Genomic DNA, 23,606 nt, shown 5'->3' on the forward strand with positions numbered 1-23,606 from the left:
GTTGTCAGACTATCGATGTTTGTTGCTCTCGCCGCAGTGTCCGAGCCCGCTTGTCAGGGCCATCGTGCGACCAGCCTGGCGCCATAAACAGATACCGCAGCTTGTCGCTCCAACGCTCTGCTCGGGCCATATCCTGAAGCATCAGCCGGTACTCACGAAAGGCGATAGTCAGCACATTTTTGGACTCGAGGTTTTTAGTGAGGCCATATACCACCGGCTCCTCAGACGACTCCTCGCTAAATGTACCGAACAAACGATCCCAGACAATCAGTGTTCCGCCGTGGTTGCAATCGAGATAACGCACGTTGGAAGCATGGTGAACCCGATGATGCGACGGCGTATTGAACACATATTCGATGGCGCTCGGGAGTTTGTCGATCGCCCGGGTATGTATCCAAAATTGATAAAAAAGACTGATACTCATCATGATCACCACCATCACCGGGTCAAAACCCAGCAGAGGCAAAGGCAGCCAATAGGCGTACTTGATAACTCTTTCGCCCACACCCTGACGCAGCGCTGTGCCGTAGTTCAGGTATTGCGAGGAATGGTGACTAACATGGCCAGCCCACATAAACCGTAATTCGTGATTACTGCGATGAAACCAGTAGTAAACAAAGTCATCCAGGAAGAACAGCAGTACCCAACTCCACCATTGCCGCTCGAAGACCCCTTTTAGCGGTGAAACTTCGTAAAGAGCGAACATGGCCGCGATGCCGAGAATTTTAGGAACCAGGTCGACGAGCCCTGTCAGCAAAAGAACGCCCATGGAGCTAAAAAAATCACGGCGCTCATACCAGGGCAAATGCTTTTTTGCGGCATAAACCCACTCAATCAGTATCGCCAGAAAAAACAACGGCAAAGCTTTGGTGACAAGGTCGTCCTCAAGTATGGCAATGATATCTTCCAGAACAGCTATTCCTTTTTGTTGTTTCGCGAGCGATAAGTCTTTCGATTATCAGGCAACTACTCGTGTTTTTATTAGCGCGTGTCTCGTGTTCGTCGAATCGCGATTAAAAACAATAAACCCACAAGCATGACAAGCAGCCAATGCGGACTCACCGGGATACTCACCGGACCACCTGCTCCGTTGGAGCCAAAAATCAACACTGTCGCACGCGCGCTGTCATATAAAATAGCGCCAGTGGTACTTCGCACCTCGACCGTCACCGTATCCAGATGCAAGGTAGGCGCATCCCCAATGACGTCCTCAGTAAACATACAGCTATAACTGGTGCCTGTCGGCATTATTGCGCCTTCGGCACAATCGCCCCGCCCGTCAAGGTTTCCGTACACACTATCGGTTAGTGCGGTTACCTCCAGTGTTTCAGTTCCCGCATTGAGGATTGTGACAGTAAAGTCCACAGGCCCACCCGGAGCTTCCAACGTCTGAGGCGTAGCGCTCTTTGTAACAAGAACCTCGGAGGCATCCGGCAAGATAGTCACCGTAGCGTCGTTATCTGCGGTCACGGTATCGCCACCACTGTGCAGCCCCGTAGCCGTAACAATATCCACTAACTCGTCGCCGCCGGCCCCGGTCACAGCAATGGTGAAACTACAGCTGTACACATCTGCAGGATCCGGTGTCAGGACGGCACCAACGGCGCAACTCCCCAGACCGTCGAGATCACCGTAAGGACTGTCCTGCAATGCAGTGATTGTAATATCGCCCGCGGATGAAGCATTGCGCACGTCAACGGTAAACGTCACATCACCGCCAGGTTCCGAAAGAGAAGTGGGATCAGCGGTCTTGACCACCGATAATGCGGGAACCCCAGGCGCCACCGAATCAGTTAGCTCGACCTGGGCACGTGCGATGCTCCGCACCGGGCTTCCATCGTCATCCACACCCTCGACCAGAATTGAATCAACCTGAAACTCACCGTTGACGCCAAAGAAATCTCCAGAGAATACGCAGCTATAAATCTCTGATGGCGCAAGTGTTTGCGGCGACACACAAGTACCGAGGCCATTAAGGTCTCCGTACACATCATCAACGAGACTGTTCAAAGTAACCGTGTCGGCTGGCGACGTATTTTGCACAGCCAAAAGGAAGGCAAAGGTGCCACCGGGTGCCGGCCGGGTTTGCGGGAACGCCTGTTTTATACTTCGCAAAGACGAAGGTGCGTCAATAATTTCCACTGTGGCATCGTCAAAGTCGCTGGCCGCACCGCCTGATGAGGAGCCCGTAGCCGTAATCACGTCTGTGACAGTATCTCCTGGCTGACCCGGCGCGCTAGCGGCGGGCGGTACACTCTCTCGAAATGCGCAAATGAAGCGTTCGCTGGGAGCCAGAGTTGCTCCGCTGAAAGTGGGGCAGCTGACTCCAAGGCTAAACACGTCGCCATACACATCATCCACTAGACTATTTATGGTTACGCTTTCCGTATCCGACGTATTGATCACCTCCACGGCATACACAACGGTGCCACCCGGCTCAGGCACCTTGCTGGGATAGGCGAACTTGATCACCTCTATACTCGGCGGCGTCGGGACCGTACTGGCAATGATGATGACGGTCGCAGTGTCGTTTGCGGTGACACTTTCTCCCTCATTATCAATAGCTACAGCTGTGACGACATCAGTCTCACTTTCCCCGGCACTCCCAGAGACCGTCGCCACAAAACGACAGGCGTAACTTGTTCCAGGCCTAATACTCTGCGGTACCGAGCAGTTGCCCTGCCCGTTCAAGTCACCATGTACATCATCAACAAGACTGGTCAGCTGCAAAGGATCCGTATCGACCGATGTATTGGCCACGGAGACAAAAAAAGCAACGTCGCCTCCTGGCTCCTGCAGCGTTTCTGGGAATGCTCGCTTAGCGACCTCGATTGTAGGCGGTGGCTCAACCACGATGGGCAGGCTGTAATCCGGTGCCAGCTGACATTTTGAACTTTGATTTGGAAAAAAATTCGCTGCATTGCCCGGATCAGGACAAACATCCTGGCTCGCGTTCTGGCTCCACACAACGAGTCCGTTAATGTCTACATCACCATCTCCATCACGATCCTCGCAAAGCACGGAGGGCAAAGAAAAACGTCGGTAGTTCTCGCCATCACTAGAGGCAACGTCGCCACAGGCATCGCCATCCAGATTGCGATAGGGGCCCAAGCCAGCAGGATTCGTCCCTGCAAAAAGCCCGTCCACAGTCGTTTGAGGCGACAGACTCGTGAAGCTGCATTGAGCGCCGCCAATGAGCTCTCCTCCATTGTCCGCGACAAACAAGCCAATGTCGTAACGCTCATTGGAAGTAGCAGTAAGGCCTACCACGAGCTCTACGGCAATGGTCTCTCCCGCAGTACACTCCGAAGGACCGGAAACTACAACGCCAGTTACCTCAAAGTCTTTTGCGGTGCACAGTCGTCCATTTCCGAAATCTGGCGGACAACTCCCCTGCGCGAATGCTGGGGTAGGAGCCACGGCGTGGAACATGACCAGGAACGCCGCACCTACAGAAGGAGCAGCGACTCGCAAAACGTATTTCATTGACCCAATCATCACCCTGTGCTGTTTGTCAGCCTCTGTCAGCACTGATTTATGCCGACAGCTCCTCCTCGATCTGTTGCAGGCGCTCTTTGCCAAAAAACATTTCATCGCCCACATAAAACGTCGGAATTCCAAAGGCACCCCGCGCTACCGCTTCGGCGGTATTAGCCATAAGTTTCGCCTTCACCTGCGGGTTCTGAGTACTCTCCAGCAAAGCCTGTCCATCCAGACCCGCGTCCGTCATTGCCTGCTGGTACACCTGTGGGTCATCCATTTTGAGGCCCTGCTCCCACATGCTAGTCAGGCCAACGGTGATATATTGCTCTAACTGCCCATTGCTTTGCGCGGCAATCGCCCCGCGCATGAGCAACAGCGTGTTAACCGGAAAATGCGGATTGAACTTAAACTTAAGTAATTCATGCTTTGCAATAAACCGCTGTATTTCCAATTGATCGTATTCAAGCTTTCCCTTGATACCCTGAAAGGCAAGCATGGGCGCCTGATTGCCCGTGGACTTAAACAGCCCCCCCAATAAACAAGGAATGACGTTTAAAGAGGCATTTGTCCGCTCGAGGATGGCTGGCAATGCTTTATAAACCAGATACGCATTGGGGCTGGCAAAGTCGAAGATAAAATCCAGTGTCTTGCTCATTGCATTTCCTTTATGTTCTGCAAGTTCCTTGGGGGAGAAAGGCATTATCAATTAACGAGCTGTAAGTCCAAAACATATCCCGCAATCAAACCAGTTTCGGCGCGTGATTGAACCATGCCAGGTCCGAATAGGCCCGTAAGTCTAACTCATGAGTCCAGGCCGAACGATGCTGCTGAGCAAGGTGGAAATAGGTCTCTGCCATATGCTCGGGAACCAACAAACCATCGTGCTCGCTGCCCTTTGCCTCGCGCAGTTTTGCAAAGTTCTCTGGCCCCAACATTTTCCCCAAAGTATCCGGTGCGTCGACAGCGCCATCAATCAGTACGTGCGCCACGTGAATACCTTTGGACGCAAACTCTGCGTTCAAGGTCTGACACAGCATGCGCCGCCCACCCATGGCTGCCGCGTGGGAATGCTGCCCCGCGTTACCTCGCACGGCGGCGGTAGCAGAGGTCACCAGCAATGTGCCCGTGCCTCTGGCCTCCATGAGGGGAAAGACGCAGCTGGCGATTCTAAACAGTGCAAAGGTAGCGAGACGCCAACCGAGCTCAAAGACCTTATAGCTCGTATCACCAAGAGCGCGGTTACCTATCTGCGCGCCAAGATTGAACAGTACGACTTCGATCGGTCCGATGTTTGCCTCGACGTCCGCCACGAGTTCTTCGATGGAGCCTTCATCAGCAGCGTTGATAATTCGACCCGTTGCGGAGCCGCCCGTATCCTTTATCTCGACAACCAAGCGCTTGAGGCCGTCTTCATCACTGCGGCGGCACAACACAGTGTGATAGCCCTCCCGCGCAAAACGTTTGCCAACGGTGCCACCAATGCCGGCCCCCGCGCCCAGAACAAGACATACTTTTTTCATCGCTCACACCCTCTCTAAGCACTACACTGACGCCAGTCCCATACAACCTGGAGAACAACCATGCTTCGAAGCCGCTGGCTGGCACTGCCCTTGCTCATTATCAACTTGAGCGCCACCGCTCAGACAAATTCTATTGAGAGCGAGCATGCGCAAAAAACCCTCGAAATCTACCGCAACATAGTAGAAGTCGATACCTCAAAAACCAAAGGTAACACCTTGCGGGTCGCTCAGTATTTGGGCGATCAACTGATAGACGCTGGCTTTGCCAGTGAGGATGTTCGCGTTATTCCCAAGGATGACTTTGGCGTATTAATCGCAACCTACCGCGGTGATAACAGTTCGGGTAAAAAGCCCATCCTGCTGCTTGGCCACCTGGACGTCGTAGAAGCCCTGCAAGAAGACTGGGTACGTCCACCCTTTAAGCTAACCCAGGATGATGTGAATTTTTACGCCCGGGGCACCATCGACAATAAATTTGGCGTTGCGCAACTTACTGGCACCATGATCCGTCTCAAAAAAGAGGGCTTTGTGCCAGACAGAGATTTAATCCTGGCATTTTCCGGGGACGAAGAGAGCGGCATGATCACCACCCGCATGATGGCCTATGAAATGCCCGAACTTGTAGAGGCAGAATATGCGCTTAACTCGGACTCTGGCGGTGGCAGCCTGACTGCTGATGGACGCGCCATTGACTACAGCCTTCAGGCCGCTGAGAAGACCTTTGCCACGTGGGAGATCACCGTGCGCAACCCCGGCGGACACAGCAGTCGCCCCCGTGATGACAATGCCATCTACGAATTAGCCAGCGGCATTAAAGCAATAGAAGCCCACCGCTTCCCCGTCATGTGGAGCGAGATGACCTTGTCTTACTTTCAACAAGTCGGTGACAAACTGGGGGGCGAGCTAGGCGATGCCATGGTGCGTTTTGCCTATGACCCCGAGGACGAAGAAGCCGCGGCACGATTGCGCACGGAACCCTCCTATGTGGGGACCACTCGCACTACCTGTGTGGTCACCATGCTCGAAGCAGGACACGCAGAGAACGCTCTCCCCCAATCAGCCACCGCGACTGTCAACTGCCGGATTTTTCCTGGCGTGTCCGTAGCAGACATCGAGGCAGAGTTGCGGTCGGTAGTGGGTAATGCGGAAGCCGAATTTGTACTTTTGGGGGACCCCACAGAAAGCCCGATCTCAGAAATCCGCGCCGATGTTCTGGCGGCAGTGGGCCATGCGGTACACAGCCGCTATCCGGGTCTGGATCTCATTGCCTATATGTCATCGGGCGGTACAGACGGTATGCACTTTCGTAAAGCAGGGGTCCCCACCTTTGGCGTTGGGAGTATCTTTATGAATCCCGATGAAAAATTTGCCCATGGCCTGAACGAGCGAGTCCCGGTAAAGGCGTTTTACGATGCCCTGGACCACTGGTCGATTATCATTCGGGATCTAACGGGCAGTTAACACTTAGGGCTCACCGCTGAAAGGCGGTGAGCCAATCAACCCTTATCGGATCGTTCGGCAATCCCCGCGTGCAGCAGCCCCCAAACGGCCTGTGTTATGACCCTAATGTTGGGCCTTCTTCCAATCATCAAGCCACTTTGGCAGTGCGTCGGGAGGCATAGGTCTTGCGATTCCGTAGCCCTGGCCCAGTTCACAACCCAGACTGAGCAGGGCCTGACAATGTGCTTCACTTTCGACACCCTCAGCAACAATCTTTCGCTTAAATGAGTGTCCCAGTCCTATGACACCTTGGACGATAGACATATCGCTGGCATCGTCCAACATGCCACGCACAAAAGTCTGGTCAATTTTTATTCGCTGTGCAGGCAATCGCCGTAAGTACGTCAACGAAGAGTAGCCGGTGCCAAAGTCATCAATCGCAAAGCTCACACCGAGTCCGGTGCATTCAGTCATAACACTGGCCACCTTCTCCAGGTTGTCGAGCGCACTGGTCTCCAACACTTCCAGCTCAAGATTCGCCGGATCCACCAAAGGATGACGAGCAAGAAGCTCAGCTAATCGCGCAGCAAAACCGGGCTGCTGCAAATGAAAGCCGTCGACATTCACGTTAACGCAGATATTCAGCCCCTGCTGCGACCAGGCTTCAATTTGAGACAGCGCGGTCTCAAACACCCAGTCACCCAAATCGACCGCAAGTGCATTGTTTTGCGTCGCACCCAGAAAGGCCTCTGGTTCAAGCAGATTACCTTCTTCTGAAGGCCAACGAATCAGCGCCTCTACGCCCACAAAATCATGTGTCACAAGCTCAATTACCGGCTGAAAATGCAGGACAAACCCACCGTCAACGAGAGCACTACGAATAGAATCCTGAAGCCGCGACTGTTCTTGAAAAGCCGCATATCGTAGAGTGTCAAAATATTGCCAACTACCCTTATCTTTCACTTTTGCGAGGTACATAGCCTGGTCAGCATGCCGAATTAACTGTTCCGGGTCTGCGCTATCCTCGGGGTAAAGCGTCACACCAATGCTGGCTGATGGTGTGACCTTGTCTCCGTCAATATCGACAGGCCGGCGTACTGCCTCCAACAGCTGCGCCAAAATCGACTCGCATTGTGTATGGTTCTCAAGCTTGGGTAGTACGGCAACAAATTCGTCACCGCCAAATCGCGCCAGGGTATCCACTGAACGCAGTGCCGCCTTCATATTGCTGGAAACCTCTAACAGCAAACGATCGGCTGCGCCGCGGCCGTATCGATCGTTAATTTTCTTGAAATCATCCAGATCTACGAACAAGACGCCGACGGACTGCTCTCGACTCACACACTGCAGCAGGGCCTGCGATAAACGATCAGACAACAGCGTTCGGTTGGGAAGCCCCGTCAGCACATCAAAGTGCGCCATGTGATCGAGCTGTCGCTGCTGCTCTACGGCTTCCGCGACATTGGTGTAAAGACACACAAAACTCACTATGTCACCTGCCGGCCCCCGTACGGCAGTGGCACTCATCTGGACGGGATAAACCATCCCGCTCTTGTTCCGATTCCAGATCACTCCGAGCCAAGAGCCTTCGTCTTGAGCGGCACGCCAGATTCCAGCATAGAAGCTGTTAGAGTGCTCTTTGGACCGGTGGATGCCCAGTTTACTGCCTATTAGTTCTGCCCTGGTGTAGCCACTCATTGCTAAGAATGCGCCATTGACGTCCAGCGTCACGCCCTTGGGTGACGCAATCACAATGCCTTCCTCGGCGTGCGTAAATACTGTTGCTGCGAGTTGCAGCGCGTCATCCGAAGCACGTTTTTCGCGAATAGCCCGGGGAAGCCAGTTTCGAATAAGAATGAACAGAACCACGAACCCGGCCAGGACATTAATGAGCTTGGGGACAAGAACCATGGAGGGTTTGGCGAGCTCGACAGCAATCGAAGGCGATAGAAACCCGTAAAGTGAGTTGAAGTACAAACCGAAATAAGCGCTCTCAAACACCGTTCGAAAGGCGTCGATAGACAAAATCACCAGCAAGATGGAGACGTTGGGGTCTCGTCGAGCTTCACCACGCGAGGCCAGATAAAATCCCAGAATCACTAACCACAGGACCGTTAAAACCCAGTAAGACAGTGAAGTAAGAATCTCGATGGTCGTAATTACTGTCTCCTCATGCGAGACCTTGCGCGAGAACCCACAACGCAGTGCAGGCCGTAGAAAGTGCAGACTAGTTTATGCAAGCGCACTTTTTATTGACGCAGGACAGGTAAATCGGCAATTTATTGCTTGCGGTAGCCTGCTCGGATGGGTTTTAAGCCTTAGGTGCCGAGTAAAAATCCTCCAGGATATGCTCATCGCTGGCAGCGAAGCTCTCTTATCGAGTAGATTGCATATCAAATTCTATTTTTAGCAAGCCGCAAATAAGGATCTCTATGAAATCGTGGATATTTTCCGGCGCAGTCGCGCTGCTGATGGTCGCCAGAGCCAGCGCCGCAGAACTGCAGCCGACCGAGCAGCGCATAAGCCAGTGGGTCGACGAAAATACTGAAGCGGCGATCGAACTCCTTGCCGAGACCGTCAATATTGGTAGCGGCACAATGAATCTCAAAGGTGTTCGAGAAGTCGGCCGCGTTATGCAACGTGAACTGGACGGTCTGGGCCTTGATACACAGTGGATAGAAATGCCACAGGAGATGAACCGTGCGGGCCACCTCTTTGGTCGTAAAGACGGCAGCGGCAAGAAGCTTCTTCTTATCGGACATCTGGACACTGTGTTTGAAAGCGATGACAACTTTCAGGCCTTCCAGCGCGAAGGCGACATAGCAAAGGGACCCGGTATTGCCGATATGAAGTCAGGCAATGTGGTCATTGTTTATGCCCTAAAGGCACTTCAGGAAATAGGGGCTCTCGAGGACATCCCCATTGTTGTCGCCTACACAGGCGACGAAGAGAAGAGTGGAAGACCACTGTCGATCTCCCGCAAGGACCTCATCGAAGCAGGACAGTGGGCCGACATTTCCCTGGGCTTTGAGAGCGCAAGCTACGCCGACGGATCCGACTGGGCGACCATCGCTCGGCGCAGTGCCAGCAGCTGGACCCTGGAGGTCACAGGTAAACAGGCGCACTCTTCGGGTATTTTCAGTGATGAGGTCGGTGCCGGAGCAATTCATGAAGCCGCGCGCATCCTTCACAGCTTTTACGCTGAAGTTCGAGGCGAGTACGGCCTGACGTTTAACGCGGGAACCATACAGGGAGGCACAACAGTCGACTACGATCCCCAGCAGAATCGGGGTGAAACTTTTGGCAAAACGAACGTGGTACCGCGCAAGGTCGTGGTACACGGTGGCATCCGCACCATCACAGAAGAACAACTGGCGCGGACGCAGGAGCGCATGCGCGCGATTGTAGCCAACAGTCTTCCACAGACTTTTGCAGAGATCAGCTTCGTGGAGAGTTACCCTCCCATGGCACCCACGGATGGCAACCGACGGCTGGCAAAAGAACTCTCCAGCATCAACGAAGCACTGGGCCGTGGACCTATGCCCGTGTGGGACCCTCTTAAACGAGGCGCTGCGGATGTGTCGTTTGTTGCACCCTATACCGATGCTTTGGCGGGCTTAGGTGCGATTGGCGAAGGGGGACACACCCCCAACGAGAGTCTCGAGCTAAGCTCTATGGCCGTCGCGATCAAACGAGCAGCCATTTTGATTTATCGCTTGTCCAGGTCCTAGCTCAGTAGGGATTGAGACTGAATCCGCGTCGCTGCAGTTCGGCATGGGCAACCATAGCAGCAGGCGCCATCTGCACCCCGGGCAACACATCGTCATCACCAACGCCCCGGTGTAGAGCGGCTACGCCACATACCCATATTTCGCCGCCGCGTGCTATCAATTCAGCAACAAGCTTGGCATTGGGATTGCTCACGCCCTCGCCATAGGCTTCTTCGTACCGCGCAGTATTGGCGATGTCGTAGATCGCGGGACCGTGTACAACCACAGCGCTGGTCACCTGCTTAGGATCGATACCGGCTTTTTCCATGTACTTGTAAAGAGCCACAGCCCGAGCCAGCGCCGCATTGGTCTTTTCGCTCTCACCCTCGATGGAATCAAAGGCGTGCATCCATACGCCGTCAGCGGGAAACGCCATTGTCGGAGTAACAACGACCCCCTCGTCAGCGCAGCTTGTCGTCGCAAATGGCGATCCCATAAGTGTGACGATCAGGATCATAACGGGTGAGAACATCTTCATCTTTATAGCTCCAAAGGTAAATACACGGCAGTTGTCGACGTATTCCGACCTTACGCCTGTCAGCCATTTTTTTCATCTACTCGTCGCAGACAACTGAAAAGCCCACGTTACTGTGTATCGACCAACGGCTTTGGTGCACAACCAGCATGAGCCCGGTATTAACAGCAGAACGTGTCGTTTTAGCTTGAAAGCATGTAACTGGTGACCTGAGTGGTCGATTATCGAATTAGTCATTCGAACGATCAGGCAAACCAGCTGAGCGGAGGCACGTATGTAACTATAATGAGGTAATAGACGAGGAATACGATTAATGAAGGCGTCCGACCTGTTTGTAAAAGCGCTTGAAGCCGAGGGCGTGGAATACGTGTTTGGCATCCCGGGGGAAGAAAACCTGGATCTCCTTGAGTCTCTGCGCAGCTCATCCATCAAGTTGATCCTTACCCGCCATGAGCAGGCGGCCGGATTCATGGCAGCAACCTATGGACGACTAACCGGCAATGTGGGGGTTTGCCTGTCTACGCTGGGCCCCGGCGCGACCAATCTGGTTACCGCGGCCGCCTACGCACAGCTGGGCGCCATGCCCATGTTGATGATTACCGGCCAAAAGCCGATCAAAAACTCCAAGCAGGGGCTCTTTCAGATTCTTGACGTTGTAGACATGATGCAACCTCTGACTAAGTACACGTCTCAGGTGGTCAGCGGTGATCGCGTGCCTTCCATCGTGCGCGAGGCGTTTCGACTGGCACACGAGGAACGCCCGGGCGCTGTACACATTGAGCTGCCCGAGGACATCGCTGCCGAGGAGACCAACGTCCAGCTCATCGATCCGAGCCTGGTACGGCGACCTATCGCCGAGTACAAGGCGATCAATGCCGCGGTAGAAATGATCGAGCAGGCTACCTCGCCAATGCTCCTGGTCGGCGCGGGTGCGAATCGTAAGCTCACCGCGAAGATGCTGCGCGAGTTCGTCGACAAAACGGGCATTCCGTTCGTCACCACGCAAATGGGTAAAGGCGTGCTCGACGAACACAGCGAGCTGTTCATGGGCACGGCGGCGCTCTCGGATCATGATTTTGTGCACCGGGTTATCGAGGCCTCAGACCTGATAATCAACGTGGGTCACGACGTTGTGGAAAAACCGCCTTTTTTCATGCGAGCAACAGACAGTCGGCGGGTAATACACATTAACTTTGGCTCGGCCATAGTGGACCCGGTGTACTTCCCGCAGTTAGAAGTCGTTGGAGACATTGCGAACAGCATCTGGCAGTTGAAAGAGAAGCTCCAGACGCAACCCGACTGGGATTTTTCACTTTTTCAACGTGCTCGCGAGGCTGATCTTGAGCACCGCACTCACAGCGAGAACGACGACCGCTTCCCCGTATTGCCCGAGCGCCTGGTGCGTGCCGTGCGCGCGGCGGTACCCAAGGAAACCATCGTTACTCTGGACAATGGCGTTTATAAAATTTGGTTTGCGCGCAACTTTCCTGCGGCGCACTCCAACACAATGCTTTTGGACAATGCGCTAGCCACCATGGGGGCGGGCCTTCCTTCTGCGATGGCCGCAAAGCTGGTATACCCCGAACGTCCGGTGGTCAGTGTTTGCGGTGACGGCGGCTTCATGATGAATAGCCAGGAGGTTGAAACTGCGGTGCGTCTTGGACTACATCTGGTAGTTCTCATCTTACGCGACGACGCTTACGGAATGATCAAATGGAAACAGGCGGACGTGGGGTTTACCGAATTCGGCCTGGATTACGGTAACCCCGACTTCGTGCGCTACGCCGAAGCGTATGGCGCCAAAGGCTGGCGCATCGAGAGCGCCGAGGAGCTTGAGCCCTTGCTGACCAGATGCCTGGAAGAACCTGCAGTGCACATCATCGACGTGCACGTGGATTACTCCCTGAACAAGACAACGCTCTTCGACACTATTCCCAAGCTAAGTGCCGCCCTATAGTCAAGTTGGCTGCACAAGCATGCTTGCCGCAAGAGCACTCTGACTTAACGCAAGGTGCCGCGGACCCGCGCTACTGCGGCAAAGTAAAGCGCGTAGACACTTACACAGAAAAACAGCACATCCAGACCGATCAGCCCCGGGGCCTCGTAGGCTCCGCGGTTGTCCAGCAAAAAGCCGCGAAAGAAAATCAGACAGGAAACCGCCAATGAAAGGCCGTACATAGTCACCGCCCAGCGCTTGCGCAAGAGTAGACCTATCGCACCCAAAATACGGCTTGATGCCTTGAAAAGTGTGAGCCCAACAATCCACGGCGGCAATTGCTGCACGTAATCACCGTAGCCCGGCAAAATCATGCCGGCGTTCACCAGACGATCAAAATCCGAAGGGCGCATTATGTACAGCGCCTCTGCGATCAGCAGTGCGTACCCAAGCCCCCATAGCAACAGTAGCCCGGATGCCAGCCAATACCGTCGAGACGTGGGGGAATCCACGTCTCGCTGTAAGCCAAAGCGAAAATAGTCAGCAGTCATGGAATAGAGATACTTTATTTAGCCGGAATTAGATCACGAAGGGCCAGGGCGCCGAGGTGCACCATAGCCGCGGGGCGCAAGAATAGCAGTAAGCCCAGTACTGGTTAATAGCCCCACAACTATCATTGCTAGGCTCAAAAAGCCCTATTGCGGTATTGTTTTGCAGCAACGGTCGATTTTAGGTGATGAACAGTTTCATAAGGTGTGCAATGAGCAAGCCCACATAATTGCCAAGCGCCGTGCCCAGTAGCCCGACGGCGATACCGGGCAGAATCAAATGTGGAGTTCCTCTGGCGCCCGCTATGGCCATCGCTGAGGATGCACCGCCAATGTTTGCCTGAGAGGCTATGGCAATAATCTTTGTATCGATTTTTAGCATCATCCCGATACCAAAAATAATCACGCCGTGTATCAGCACAGTGCCCAGGGCAAAGTAGAAAATAGCGGGCCCAATTTCGATGATTCGCGCAATCACCGATACCGCACCGTTGGTGGCTAAAAACAGTAGTAAAAAATAATTACCCAGCACCAGGCTACCTGACAGTTTTTGAACAGCCGGAGTTTGTGCAAGGACTAAAGCTAAAGTGGTGAGCCAAATGATCTTGGGAATAACTGGTATGAAAGTGGCTATCACGCCGGACAACCAAAGACAGCCCATGACTGTCGCTGCAAGTACGGCCAGATCCCATAAGGTAAAGGGCGCCCCGGTGCTAATAAGGAGGTTGGAGGTATTGGAGTGGCTGGCGCCAGACTCGTCTCCAGAATCTAGCACAGGCTGTTCGGAGTCTGTTTTGCCAAAATAAGCGGGAATGGTGATGCAGATGATGAGCCAGATAGCCGTAACAATGACATCTGCGGCAACACCCGCGGTAAAGTACTCACTGGAAGTGTCCAGCGCCTGACCTACCGCAGCAAAATTCACCCCACCGCCGATGTACGTTGCGGCGAACTGTCCGGAGAGCTTCCAGGTGTCCGGGCCAATGGCATCCAACAAAACCAGCCCCATAAGCGCACCACCCAGTGCAGCACCAAAGGCGCCGAGCAAAAATGCTTTGAGCATGGGCCCGCCCGCAGCCCTTATTGACCCCAAGTCCACCGTGAGAAGAAAGAGTGTGATGCCTGCCAAGACGCCGGGCCCACGAAAAAAATCGTAAACGCTGGATGAACCAGGAATCAGTCCCAGGTTAGAGAACAGCATACCGATCAATATGCTGAGGGCTGCGGCTCCCAGCTTTTTGAAAACGCGCGTGTTGTTTTCCAGCCAAATTGCAGCGACCACCGTAAACACCAGCACAAGCGTGATCGTGGTAGTGCTTTCGGTTGGATCAAAAATCACGTCTGCATTCGCTTGGCATAGCGCTCCTGATGCATGCTGCTCTAAAGATCACTTGTTGTGCGAGTGTAACCTCACACAGCATCATATGGCGTTTATCAAAGGCTCAGCCGCCAAAAACAACTTAAGATTTTCACAGAACAACTCTGTGATTAGCCTATTTTCATTATCCGTAGTGCTCGCCGAGTGCGGACTCACGATGACATTGGGCATATCCCAAAAAGGACTGTCCTGGGGCAGCGGTTCAGTTTGAAAGACATCCAAACCCGCTCCCAGGAGATGGCCGCGCTCCAGGGCATCAATCAAGGCGGGCTCATCCACTAAGGCACCTCTGCCAATATTGACCAAGACCGAGCCTTTGGGCATCAGGGCAAACTCTTTCTCACCCATCATGTTTTCTGACTCGTCGGTATGCGGCGCTATCAAGACCAGGTAATCAGCGCGCGGCAAGACGCTGTGCAGTGCATCGGGTGCATATAGCTGGTCTACATTGAGTTCTCTTGCGTCCAAACCCTCAATAGATCGTTTAACGCCGATGGTTTTCATTCGGAACTGCCTGGCCAGACGCGCCACTTCTTGCCCTACTTTCCCCAAACCAACCACCACCAGTGTTTTGTTGCTTAAGTCTGTGCCGGCATAGCGCTCCCAATGCCGACGTTTTTGATCCTCCAACAGGCTAAGAAGACCCTTATTAAAAATCGTCATCACCATGATGCAAAACTCGGCCAATGGCTGAGCGTGAATGCCCGCAGCATTAGTGAATACGGTGTGGGGCATCCGCTGGTCATAGCGGTTCTCTTCGATAAACCGCGCTACGCCGGAGCTGGTGGTCTGCAGCCATTTAGCATTGCCGGCCAACTCGGGCAGATCATCGAGATGTGTCTGATCAAAGTCGAAGATGATGTCGGCATCGGCCAGTAACGCTTGCCACCTTGCCTCCTGTGCGGCAGATCGCGTGAACGCGAGCCCCTTGTGATCAGCGTTATACCGGGGTTTTGCAATGAGTGAGGGCTCGTAAACCACCTCAAGCCGAGTGTCCACCTGTCGAATCTGCTCAACAAACTCAGGCTCTAAGTAGCTGGTAATTAAGACTTTGACTGTCATGGCTTGCTGCTCTGGGGTGAAATCTGCGTGATCGGCTCACGACGATAGCGGGGAAGTGAGCAGCAAGCAAAATTGAGTGCTGGCCCAGGCTACAGCGGCTGGCTCTTAGCTGAGGTAATCCCGATTACCGCACTTACACGCTGCTGTCGCTGCGCTCACCGCTAACAAGCTCTTTTCGCGCCATGGCAAATAGCGTACTCTTTTGCACCTCATGAAACTCAGCATTCACAATTCACGTGCCTTTAAAGCTCTGCCAGCCCTTCTGCTGGCAGTGTTTCTTAGCGCGCAGATTGGACTGATAGGCCATCTTCACGCCGATGACAGCAGTGTTGCTGACTGCTTACAGTGCCAGTTTGATAGTGGCCACGCGGTCACAACAAGCAACAAGGGACCAATCGCATACGCAACTGCGACCACTGGCCCGCGACAACCTCTCTTAGCGGTACCGGCCAGTGCCGTTTACACGCTAAAGGCTCGAGGACCACCTGCTCTCTCCTGAAAGACACAACCCTTTCTATTTTCTGGAGAATGACATGAAACGCACTCTTATTGCGGCCCTCGTAGGCGCCGCTAGTCAGGCCATGGCGCAAGTACCCGAGTCACGTGTCGAGCATGTACTCGTCACTATGCCCATCCACAAAAAAGCAGCCGAAACCGCACTTCCGGTTACCGTAGTAACGGGCGAAGAACTTCGCCGACTTGCGGCAAGCACTCTGGGCGAGACGCTCGGCGACAAGCCCGGCATATCCAACTCATCCTTTGGGCCCGGCGTAGGCCGCCCAGTGATTCGCGGTCAGGCTGGACCCCGGACCATCAATCTTAACAATGGTATTGCAGCAGCCGATGTCTCGAGCCTCAGCCCCGATCACGCGGTGAGTATAGAAGCCATGCTCGCCGAGTCCATCGAGGTGCTGCGAGGCCCGGCAACCATGCTCTATGGCGGCGGCGCTATCGGCGGCGTCATCAACACCCGCGATAATCGCATCCCCACTGATCGCATCGACGGCATACAAGGCGCCGTCGAGTACCGCTACGATGACGCACCAGAGATGAACACAGGCGTCCTCAAACTCGAAGGCGGCGCGGGCGACTTTGCGTTTCACGTCAGTGGCACTTTTAGAGACTTCGAGGACGTGAGCATCCCTGGCCTTGCAATCGATGAAGAAGCGGTCGAAATGCAGGAAGAACTCCTGGGCGGCGAACACGACGAGGACCACGAAGAAGAAGAGCTGGAAAACTCAGACGGCTTTATCGCTAACACTAATGGTGATTCCGATGTCTTCACCCTTGGCGGAAGCTACCACTTCGGCGAAAAGAACTATGTGGGCCTTGCCTATAACAGCTTTGAGACGAATTACGGCATACCCCCCGGTGCTCACGGTCACGAGGAGCATGAAGGTGAGGAGCACGAAGGCGAGGATCATGAGGAGGAGGAAGAAGAGGAAGAAATCATCCGCATCGACCTCAAGCAGGAGCGCTATGACACGCAGCTGCACCTTCATGATGTCGTGCCGGGGCTAATCGATACCGTACGGGGCTTTTTGACCTACACAGACTACGAGCACGTGGAACTCGAAGGCGCAGAGATCGGCACGCAGTTCAGCCGCGAAACCTACGAAGGACGTCTGGAGCTCGTTCGCGAGGGCGATAACCACGGCGTACTGGGTCTGCAATGGCGAGCCGACGAATTTGAGGCGGTGGGCGAAGAGGCCTACGTGCCCAAAACCGACTCGTCAGAATGGGGTGTGTTTTACGTACAGGACTTTCATACCCAGGACTGGCAGTTCGAGGTAGGCGGCCGTGCTGAATACGTAGAGCGCGATCCGGCAACGGGATTTGAAGAAGACTTCACCAGCTTCAGCTTGTCCGGTTCTGGCTTGTACAACATCAACTCTGATTGGAGCCTCGGGGCATCTCTGTCGCGAGCAGAACGTGCACCATCGACAGAGGAGCTCTTTTCGAATCTGAACAATTCGGCCGAAGAGTTCGTGACACACGCGGCAACCGGCATTATTGAAGTCGGAGACCCCAATCTCGATACAGAAGTATCGCTTAACGCCGACCTGTCGTTGACCTATATGAGCGAGCGGGCGTTCGCTGAGATCACCTTCTTCTACAACACCTTCAATGACTATATTTTTCTGCTCAACACGGGCAGCGAAGTTGACGAAACACCGGTGTATGTCTACGAGCAAGACGACGCAAACTTTTATGGTCTGGAAGTTGAGTCCAGCTTTGAGCTAGCCACTGTTGCCGGCGGCGCAGTCTCCCTCGGCGTCTTTGGTGACATGATCACGGGCGAGTTTGATTCTGCGGGCGACGTGCCGCGCTTACCCCCAATGCGCGTCGGAAGCGAGCTGTCCTGGCGCAGTGACTCCTTGGGAGTGTACCTAAAGGTCCTCAACGCAAGTGATCAGGACAACCCGGGTGATTTTGAGACGGAAACCGACGGCTACACTCGTTGGGATGCGGGTATCGACTACAGCATGCAGTTTGCGGGTAACACGGAACTCTTTGCCTTTCTCAAGCTAAAGAACATTACAGATGAAGAGATTCGTCTGAGCACCTCGTTCCTGCGTAACTTTGCACCCCAGGCCGGCGAGAGCGTCGAAGCCGGTGTAAGACTGATGTTCTAGACCTTAAAGGCAGGCCCTTTTTACATGACGAAAAGGGTCTGCCTCATTCTTTCGCTTTCTTTACTAAGCCCGTTCTTAGGCGTCATCTTCGCCACGGTCCTCATTGGCACCCCGTGATTCTTCAAACATGTTGGTCATCGTGGGATTACGCCGCGTAAGCTTCTTGATGGTGACATCCTGCGCTTTATCGTTTGCCAGACGTAAGTTGCGATCGGTACCCAAAAGAGCCTCCTTGGTCTTTTGCAGATGATCGATGGACTTATCAATCTCATTAATAGCTGTCTCAAACTTTCTTGATGCCAACTCGTAGTTCCTGCCAAAGGCGCTTTTGAATTTCTCAAGATCGTCTTCGAAGTTGGTGATATCGATATTTTGTGCCTTGACGATCGCAAGCTCTGTCTTGAACTCCAGAGCACCCATGGCCGCGTTTCTAAGTAGCGTGATGATGGGGATAAAAAACTGCGGGCGGATCACATACATCTTGGGGTAACGGTGAGATACATCAACGATGCCGCTGTTATACAACTCGCTGTCCGGCTCAAGGAGTGAGACCAGAATCCCGTACTCGCAGCCCTTCTCGCTGCGATCCTTATCCAGCTCTTTGAGAAAATCCTCATTCTTTTTCTTAGTTGCCGTGCCGTCACTTTCGTTCTTCATCTCGAACATAACAGAGACTATCTCGACGCCCGCTTCGTCGGAGTCCTTAAAAATATAGTCGCCCTTGCTGCCGGCACTCGCGTCATTGTCTTTTTCAAAATAGGCTCGCGGAAAAGCCGTAGCACGAATGCGGTTGAACTCGGTTTCGCAGTGCTGCTCCAGGGTCTCCCCCACCATCTTTGTCGACAGCCGTGCTTTCATATCGCGCAGACGCTCAATAGCATCGTCGCGATCCTTGATCTGCGTTTCGTACTTGTCTTTCAGGGACTTTTCGGCCAATTCTTTCTCAAGCTGAGCTCGTCCAAGGTTGTTCTTCAGCTCATCGCGCTCTTTTTCAATAGAAGCCAGTGCATTGGTGATGGCAAGTTTTTGCTCGGTCTCGCTGGCACTAATTTTGGCTTTTAGCGCCTGAATCTCGGCGTCCTTTTTGCCTGCAGCTGCCTGCAGCTCTGCCAGACGCTTGGCTTCAGAAAGCTCGGACGCCGCCTCTTGCTCGCGCTTAACCTTTTCCAGTTCATTACGGGCTGCATCGCGCTCTTTCTCTACACCACTAAGGGCCTCTGTGACCGCGAGCTTTCGCGCAACCTCCCCAGCATCAAGCAATGCCTTTAAGTCCTGTATCTCGGCGTCCTTGGCGGCAGCGACCTTTTGCATCTCGCCGCCCACCTGGCTCTTGGCAAGCTCAATAGCGCTCAGTTTTTCTTTCTCAGCAAGCTCAAGACGTTCGTGCAGCTGACTTTCGAACTCGCTGTCACGCACCTGCTTGAGAATATCGGCATAGCCGGCCTCATCGATCTTGAAGGCTTTTGAGCAGTGGGGACACACAACTTCATTCATATAGGAATCTCTTTCCTTTGAGCATGAAGCAAGCAGTTTAGGCAACCGATTGCTAAGGGCGAGCGCCTAGTATAGAGATTCGAAGCGTTTTGGTCGGATATCAATGCCTAAGAACGATAAAGCTGATTCAAAAACCCTGGCCGGGAGGCAGCAGGCATCACTCCTGACTGACTTTTCCCGCGGCTTGTTGCTACCGCGAAAATTCGTTAGATACTGAGATCAAGTAAGTTGTAGTCGCGGATTCCAGCTTTGGCTGCAGCATCCCATGAGAACGTTTCACCCGACTTAACAAATGGCTTGTATTCATAGGGCTCCTCATCAGGATACTGACGCCGGCGTGCATCAATGGCGTAACCGATCACCCGGGAACGCTCCTTGATGACGTTTTTGTCATACACAGCCGCAGGACTATGAATACCCGCGCCCATAACATCGAGAACAGATGAGCGACGGTGGAAACCAAAGTTGATGGTCAGCCGCGGCTCATAACCGGAGTTTGCAAAAGAACCGTGCACCAGTTGACGGTTGCAGATCACGACGTCACCCGGTTCGCACACGATGGGCACAGCCTCCCTTAATCTCTCGCTGCCGGACTCTTTAACCATGGCCTTGATGTCCAGCCTGCCCACTTTGTGGGTGCCAGGCACAACCCAGACACCGTTGACCGGCGTGCTTCCATAAACCTGTGCCATAAAGTTGAAGCCATGGATGCCTTCGTCAAAGTGCGGGTTATCCCAGTGCGTGTCACCGTCCTGGTGCCAGGAAACCGCCGCCCCCATACCCGCATCTTTGATAAACAGAACCTCGTTAAAAGGGGCGAAGTCTTCGCCGTTCACCTCAGCGGCAACACGGAGCAATTGCGGGTGGCCATAAACGCGAAGCGCAGCTTCAGAAAACTGCAGGGACCCCAGAAGAATAAAAGGAGCATCCTGGGGGGCATCTGCTGCGGCTTTCAATTCTTTAAGTTTGACTTGATGACGACCATTGGCCAGGTCGGTGCCACCCAGTGGGTCGCTGAGCGGCTTACTCCACATCAATCCGGGTCCCTCGCAATCCGAGCCTAACGCAGGACGACCTTGGGCATCGACCGTGGATCCCGGATGCGTTGGAAAACGCGAGCGCATCTCGGCAAGATCTTCATGAATATCAGACATCTCCTGTGAATCGAGAACGCCTTCAAAGATGTAGAACCCGTATTGAGAATAGGCGCTAAGGATATCCGGATGCAGGCTGCCGTCTTCTAGGAATCGAATCGGCCCGCGATTGCGCAGTGCATACGCACGATGCTGCCCTTCAAACATGTATGCCTTAACGGCGTCGGCGTCGTCGCCGTAATGCGCTGCACAGGCCTCTATCGACTTACTGTAATCAGGCTGAATCATAGTGGTTACGCTCTTTTTGTTATTAAATTGAGGGCCGCCGCGGTATTACAACGACAGACATTTGCGTGGTGGAATATTGACCTTATGTTCAAACGTTGATTGCCGCCTCTGACACTGGATCGCCGGCGATACGCGAATGCAGCATCACCCGGGGCTCCGAATAGTCCCAGGGACACGCCCGGTGCATGAGGCAGCGGTTGTCCCAAACCACTACATCCCCTTGCGACCAGCGATGTTGATAGCAGCGTCGATCATCAGTGACAGACAAGTCGATCAGTTCGTTCAGCAGATCTGCGGAGTCTTCCTCGGACATCCCAGAAACCCCAAAGGCATGACGGCCAACGGCCAGGGTCTTCCGGCCGGTCTCCGGATGCACTTTCAGCAGTGGTCGGCGCGGTATGTCAGCAACATTCAGTCCGTAGCCAACATATTCGCTATCACCGCTCTTGGTTTCCTCGCCAAGTTCTTTTTGGCTGCGTGCGAGGGAATGGCAAGCAGACAGCGCTGTGAGTTTTTCCTGAGCTTGTGCATCGAGTGCATCCCACGCTGCTCGCATATCGGCAAAGGCGGTATCGCCCTGGGCTGCAGGAACAACCTTGGCACTGAAAACTGCACCCTTGGCCTGTAACGGCATATAGGTGTTGTCCTGATGCCAATGCATATTGCCACGAATAATTTTCATCATGTCGTCATCCGGCGCATCGCGGAGTCTCCCGTCGGGCAGCACATTGCTCAGCTCTACGGCTTCAAGACCTTCGACAAGTTCGCCAAAACGTCGGGCAAACGCCGTTTGCTCCGCATCACTCAGGTGCTGGCCAGGAAAGATCAGCAACGCGTATTTGAGCCAGGACTGATACAGCTGATCAAAACAACTCTCATCGATTTGCGAGAGTCGAAGGTCTGTCACGACAGCACCGAAGGTTTTATTGGGCAGCGGACGGACAGAGAACGAGGCCGAGTGATTAATCATCGTTAATCAAATCCCTTTTTTATTGTTTGACCTGCAGATACAACACTATCGATTGTCCATGCTTTGAAAACACTACGTTAACGAAGCTTTACAATTCACGCTAATTTTATTTATTTTGTTAATCGATACATTTTAAAAATAGTATGGCCTGGCGGCCGACCGTGATCTTGCCGCTTCAAAAAGGCAATTTCATCAACTACGCCCCTGTCAGGCCGAATGGCGTCGCGGAGTGTTTAATGTTTAACCTCAATCAGTTGCAGTATTTTCGCCTGGTCGCACAGCTAGGCAACTTTGCCGCCGCTGCTCGCCAGGCACACATCACACAGCCAGCGCTGAGCAATTCCATACGGAACCTCGAAGAACGTGTGGGGGTTCAACTATTCGATCGTAGTGAACGCCCGGTCAGACTTACCGCGGTGGGCCGTGATCTGTTAAACCGGGTTGATTCTCTACTAGCTGAAGCCAGAAACCTTGAAAAAGAAGTCGGCTATCTGGCCCAGGGCATGGCTGGAGAACTCAGGATAGGCATGACCGCGCAGTCATCCGGCAGCATGGGTGGCATGATCCTGGGGCTCTGGCAAACGGCCAACCCAGCCATGAGTGCCGACGTAACGGTAGCCGACACACCGGCCCTGCTCGAACTTTTACGAGCCGAAAACCTCGACCTCATGATCGGGGATGGGCGAGACCTACCCGCCAATTCATCAGAGCTTGAGATGGTCCCCCTTCCTCGGGAGGACGGGCGAGCATTCTGCAGAGCAGGACATCCGGTGCTGGCAAAGCGATACATGGATTTTGAGGATTTACTGCCCTATCGCTTTGCCGGAGCACACCTATCTGATGCCCTACTAGACTCTCTCACGGAGCATTTTGACCTTGGCGATCGCAGTGCCATCGAATTCGGCATCAAAAGCGACAACATCGCCATTTTGCGCGATGCGGTGATTCACAGCGATCTCATCCTGCTGTCTACCCCCGGTTGCGTGCGCAATGAGATGGCTGCCGGACTTATTGAAGAGCTGCCCATTGATCCTGGGGAACCCGCCATCTGGTTTTCTGTCACCCTCAAAAAGACGGCGGTACACCCCGCAATGGCCAGTCTTAGAGAGGCGATTGAAAAGGCGACCCGTCGAGTCTGAGGGCTGCGGCAACCGCGCCGAGAATTCAACCGCTACTTGCCTGGCGGCGTGTATGGATCATCCCGACGGCCTGTCACCTCCACAGTGCCAGCAGTACTCGAATGTGGCGGGGCTGGCGCTGCCGCACAGTGCACATTCCCAGTCGGCTTCGTCGACTGATTTTTGGGCCTCCTCAAGCAGTCGGATCGCAGCGTCACAATCCCTGTCTCTGACCACCCAAACCTCCGGCCAGGCGTCTATGGGGGCCAGCTCGCCAATCGCGCCGGAGGCGAACTCATTGCGGATAACGCTATCGATACCCGCCAATTCGAGCACACTGCGGGCCTGCGCCACCACGATGCCACTGGGATGTGTGTACGCGAGCTTCATGTAA

General features: G+C 53.8%; 18 protein-coding genes. 5 read left to right on the forward strand and 13 right to left on the reverse strand.

Going from position 1 to position 23,606, the window contains the following annotated elements:
- Nucleotides 1–4 precede the first annotated feature (4 nt).
- From R0135_RS05840 to R0135_RS05855, 4 genes are all read right to left on the reverse strand, one after another.
- Nucleotides 5–862 carry a sterol desaturase family protein gene (locus tag R0135_RS05840; protein ID WP_407349318.1) on the reverse strand — a complete coding sequence of 286 codons (858 nt, stop codon included), beginning with the start codon at nucleotides 860–862 and terminating at the stop codon, nucleotides 5–7.
- Nucleotides 863–981: 119 nt separating this feature from the next.
- Complete coding sequence (locus R0135_RS05845; RefSeq protein ID WP_407349319.1) at nucleotides 982–3,486, reverse strand: hypothetical protein; 2,505 nt, start codon at nucleotides 3,484–3,486, stop codon at nucleotides 982–984.
- Nucleotides 3,487–3,535: 49 nt separating this feature from the next.
- Nucleotides 3,536–4,138, reverse strand: a complete 603-nt coding sequence (locus R0135_RS05850) for a 2-hydroxychromene-2-carboxylate isomerase (protein ID WP_407349320.1) — start codon at nucleotides 4,136–4,138, stop codon at nucleotides 3,536–3,538.
- 85 nt (nucleotides 4,139–4,223) lie between these two features.
- The gene (locus tag R0135_RS05855; protein WP_407349321.1) at nucleotides 4,224–5,003 is read right to left on the reverse strand and encodes an SDR family NAD(P)-dependent oxidoreductase; all 780 of its coding nucleotides are present in this window, start codon (nucleotides 5,001–5,003) and stop codon (nucleotides 4,224–4,226) included.
- 60 nt (nucleotides 5,004–5,063) lie between these two features.
- Between R0135_RS05855 and R0135_RS05860 the strand changes: the two genes are divergently transcribed.
- A complete protein-coding gene (locus R0135_RS05860; RefSeq protein ID WP_407349322.1) occupies nucleotides 5,064–6,464 on the forward strand; it encodes a M20/M25/M40 family metallo-hydrolase in 1,401 nt (466 codons plus the stop codon).
- Between the two features lie 102 nt (nucleotides 6,465–6,566).
- Here R0135_RS05860 and R0135_RS05865 read toward each other — a convergent pair whose 3' ends face one another.
- Complete coding sequence (locus tag R0135_RS05865) at nucleotides 6,567–8,543, reverse strand: putative bifunctional diguanylate cyclase/phosphodiesterase (RefSeq protein WP_407349323.1); 1,977 nt, start codon at nucleotides 8,541–8,543, stop codon at nucleotides 6,567–6,569.
- A 332-nt stretch (nucleotides 8,544–8,875) separates the two neighbouring features.
- On the opposite strand from R0135_RS05865, the gene R0135_RS05870 reads away from it, so the two are divergent.
- Nucleotides 8,876–10,174: a M20/M25/M40 family metallo-hydrolase gene (locus R0135_RS05870; protein ID WP_407349324.1), complete on the forward strand. Its 1,299-nt coding sequence runs from the start codon at nucleotides 8,876–8,878 to the stop codon at nucleotides 10,172–10,174.
- Nucleotide 10,175: 1 nt separating this feature from the next.
- Here R0135_RS05870 and R0135_RS05875 read toward each other — a convergent pair whose 3' ends face one another.
- The gene (locus R0135_RS05875; protein ID WP_407349325.1) at nucleotides 10,176–10,691 is read right to left on the reverse strand and encodes a DsrE family protein; all 516 of its coding nucleotides are present in this window, start codon (nucleotides 10,689–10,691) and stop codon (nucleotides 10,176–10,178) included.
- Between the two features lie 310 nt (nucleotides 10,692–11,001).
- On the opposite strand from R0135_RS05875, the gene R0135_RS05880 reads away from it, so the two are divergent.
- Nucleotides 11,002–12,645 (forward strand): acetolactate synthase large subunit, encoded by a 1,644-nt coding sequence (locus tag R0135_RS05880; RefSeq protein WP_407349326.1) that lies wholly within the window; start codon nucleotides 11,002–11,004, stop codon nucleotides 12,643–12,645.
- A gap of 44 nt (nucleotides 12,646–12,689) precedes the next feature.
- On the opposite strand, the gene R0135_RS05885 is transcribed toward R0135_RS05880, so the two are convergent.
- From R0135_RS05885 to R0135_RS05895, 3 genes are all read right to left on the reverse strand, one after another.
- Entirely contained in the window at nucleotides 12,690–13,175 is a 486-nt protein-coding gene (locus R0135_RS05885; protein ID WP_407349327.1) for a hypothetical protein, read from the reverse strand.
- Between the two features lie 178 nt (nucleotides 13,176–13,353).
- A complete protein-coding gene (locus tag R0135_RS05890) occupies nucleotides 13,354–14,511 on the reverse strand; it encodes a DUF819 domain-containing protein (RefSeq protein ID WP_407349328.1) in 1,158 nt (385 codons plus the stop codon).
- Between the two features lie 81 nt (nucleotides 14,512–14,592).
- On the reverse strand, nucleotides 14,593–15,612 hold the full coding sequence (locus R0135_RS05895; protein WP_407349329.1) for a D-2-hydroxyacid dehydrogenase: 1,020 nt from the start codon (nucleotides 15,610–15,612) through the stop codon (nucleotides 14,593–14,595).
- Between the two features lie 533 nt (nucleotides 15,613–16,145).
- Here R0135_RS05895 and R0135_RS05900 point away from each other — a divergent pair.
- A complete protein-coding gene (locus R0135_RS05900; RefSeq protein ID WP_407349330.1) occupies nucleotides 16,146–18,248 on the forward strand; it encodes a TonB-dependent receptor in 2,103 nt (700 codons plus the stop codon).
- A 75-nt stretch (nucleotides 18,249–18,323) separates the two neighbouring features.
- Here the strand turns inward: R0135_RS05900 and R0135_RS05905 are convergent, their stop codons facing one another.
- The 3 genes from R0135_RS05905 to R0135_RS05915 all read right to left on the reverse strand — a co-directional run bounded on the left by R0135_RS05905 (nucleotide 18,324) and on the right by R0135_RS05915 (nucleotide 22,094).
- Nucleotides 18,324–19,742: a DUF2130 domain-containing protein gene (locus R0135_RS05905; RefSeq protein WP_407349331.1), complete on the reverse strand. Its 1,419-nt coding sequence runs from the start codon at nucleotides 19,740–19,742 to the stop codon at nucleotides 18,324–18,326.
- A gap of 206 nt (nucleotides 19,743–19,948) precedes the next feature.
- On the reverse strand, nucleotides 19,949–21,124 hold the full coding sequence (locus R0135_RS05910) for a phytanoyl-CoA dioxygenase family protein (protein WP_407349332.1): 1,176 nt from the start codon (nucleotides 21,122–21,124) through the stop codon (nucleotides 19,949–19,951).
- Between the two features lie 88 nt (nucleotides 21,125–21,212).
- Nucleotides 21,213–22,094 (reverse strand): TauD/TfdA dioxygenase family protein, encoded by an 882-nt coding sequence (locus R0135_RS05915; protein ID WP_407349333.1) that lies wholly within the window; start codon nucleotides 22,092–22,094, stop codon nucleotides 21,213–21,215.
- 236 nt (nucleotides 22,095–22,330) lie between these two features.
- Between R0135_RS05915 and R0135_RS05920 the strand changes: the two genes are divergently transcribed.
- Nucleotides 22,331–23,233 carry a LysR family transcriptional regulator gene (locus R0135_RS05920; RefSeq protein WP_407349334.1) on the forward strand — a complete coding sequence of 301 codons (903 nt, stop codon included), beginning with the start codon at nucleotides 22,331–22,333 and terminating at the stop codon, nucleotides 23,231–23,233.
- A 57-nt stretch (nucleotides 23,234–23,290) separates the two neighbouring features.
- Here the strand turns inward: R0135_RS05920 and R0135_RS05925 are convergent, their stop codons facing one another.
- Nucleotides 23,291–23,602 carry a DUF2007 domain-containing protein gene (locus tag R0135_RS05925; RefSeq protein ID WP_407349335.1) on the reverse strand — a complete coding sequence of 104 codons (312 nt, stop codon included), beginning with the start codon at nucleotides 23,600–23,602 and terminating at the stop codon, nucleotides 23,291–23,293.
- Nucleotides 23,603–23,606 lie beyond the last annotated feature (4 nt).

This window comes from Congregibacter variabilis, from assembly GCF_045689235.1.
Classification (GTDB): Bacteria; Pseudomonadota; Gammaproteobacteria; order Pseudomonadales; family Halieaceae; genus Congregibacter; species Congregibacter variabilis.

Coding starts and splice junctions, on each gene's coding strand:
- R0135_RS05845 (WP_407349319.1), bottom strand. CDS start 3,486: ATGAAATACGTTTTGCGAGTCGCTGCTCCTTCTGTAGGTGCGGCGTTC.
- R0135_RS05850 (WP_407349320.1), bottom strand. CDS start 4,138: ATGAGCAAGACACTGGATTTTATCTTCGACTTTGCCAGCCCCAATGCG.
- R0135_RS05855 (WP_407349321.1), bottom strand. CDS start 5,003: ATGAAAAAAGTATGTCTTGTTCTGGGCGCGGGGGCCGGCATTGGTGGC.
- R0135_RS05860 (WP_407349322.1), top strand. CDS start 5,064: ATGCTTCGAAGCCGCTGGCTGGCACTGCCCTTGCTCATTATCAACTTG.
- R0135_RS05870 (WP_407349324.1), top strand. CDS start 8,876: ATGAAATCGTGGATATTTTCCGGCGCAGTCGCGCTGCTGATGGTCGCC.
- R0135_RS05875 (WP_407349325.1), bottom strand. CDS start 10,691: ATGAAGATGTTCTCACCCGTTATGATCCTGATCGTCACACTTATGGGA.
- R0135_RS05880 (WP_407349326.1), top strand. CDS start 11,002: ATGAAGGCGTCCGACCTGTTTGTAAAAGCGCTTGAAGCCGAGGGCGTG.
- R0135_RS05885 (WP_407349327.1), bottom strand. CDS start 13,175: ATGACTGCTGACTATTTTCGCTTTGGCTTACAGCGAGACGTGGATTCC.
- R0135_RS05895 (WP_407349329.1), bottom strand. CDS start 15,612: ATGACAGTCAAAGTCTTAATTACCAGCTACTTAGAGCCTGAGTTTGTT.
- R0135_RS05900 (WP_407349330.1), top strand. CDS start 16,146: ATGAAACGCACTCTTATTGCGGCCCTCGTAGGCGCCGCTAGTCAGGCC.
- R0135_RS05905 (WP_407349331.1), bottom strand. CDS start 19,742: ATGAATGAAGTTGTGTGTCCCCACTGCTCAAAAGCCTTCAAGATCGAT.
- R0135_RS05910 (WP_407349332.1), bottom strand. CDS start 21,124: ATGATTCAGCCTGATTACAGTAAGTCGATAGAGGCCTGTGCAGCGCAT.
- R0135_RS05915 (WP_407349333.1), bottom strand. CDS start 22,094: ATGATTAATCACTCGGCCTCGTTCTCTGTCCGTCCGCTGCCCAATAAA.
- R0135_RS05920 (WP_407349334.1), top strand. CDS start 22,331: ATGTTTAACCTCAATCAGTTGCAGTATTTTCGCCTGGTCGCACAGCTA.
- R0135_RS05925 (WP_407349335.1), bottom strand. CDS start 23,602: ATGAAGCTCGCGTACACACATCCCAGTGGCATCGTGGTGGCGCAGGCC.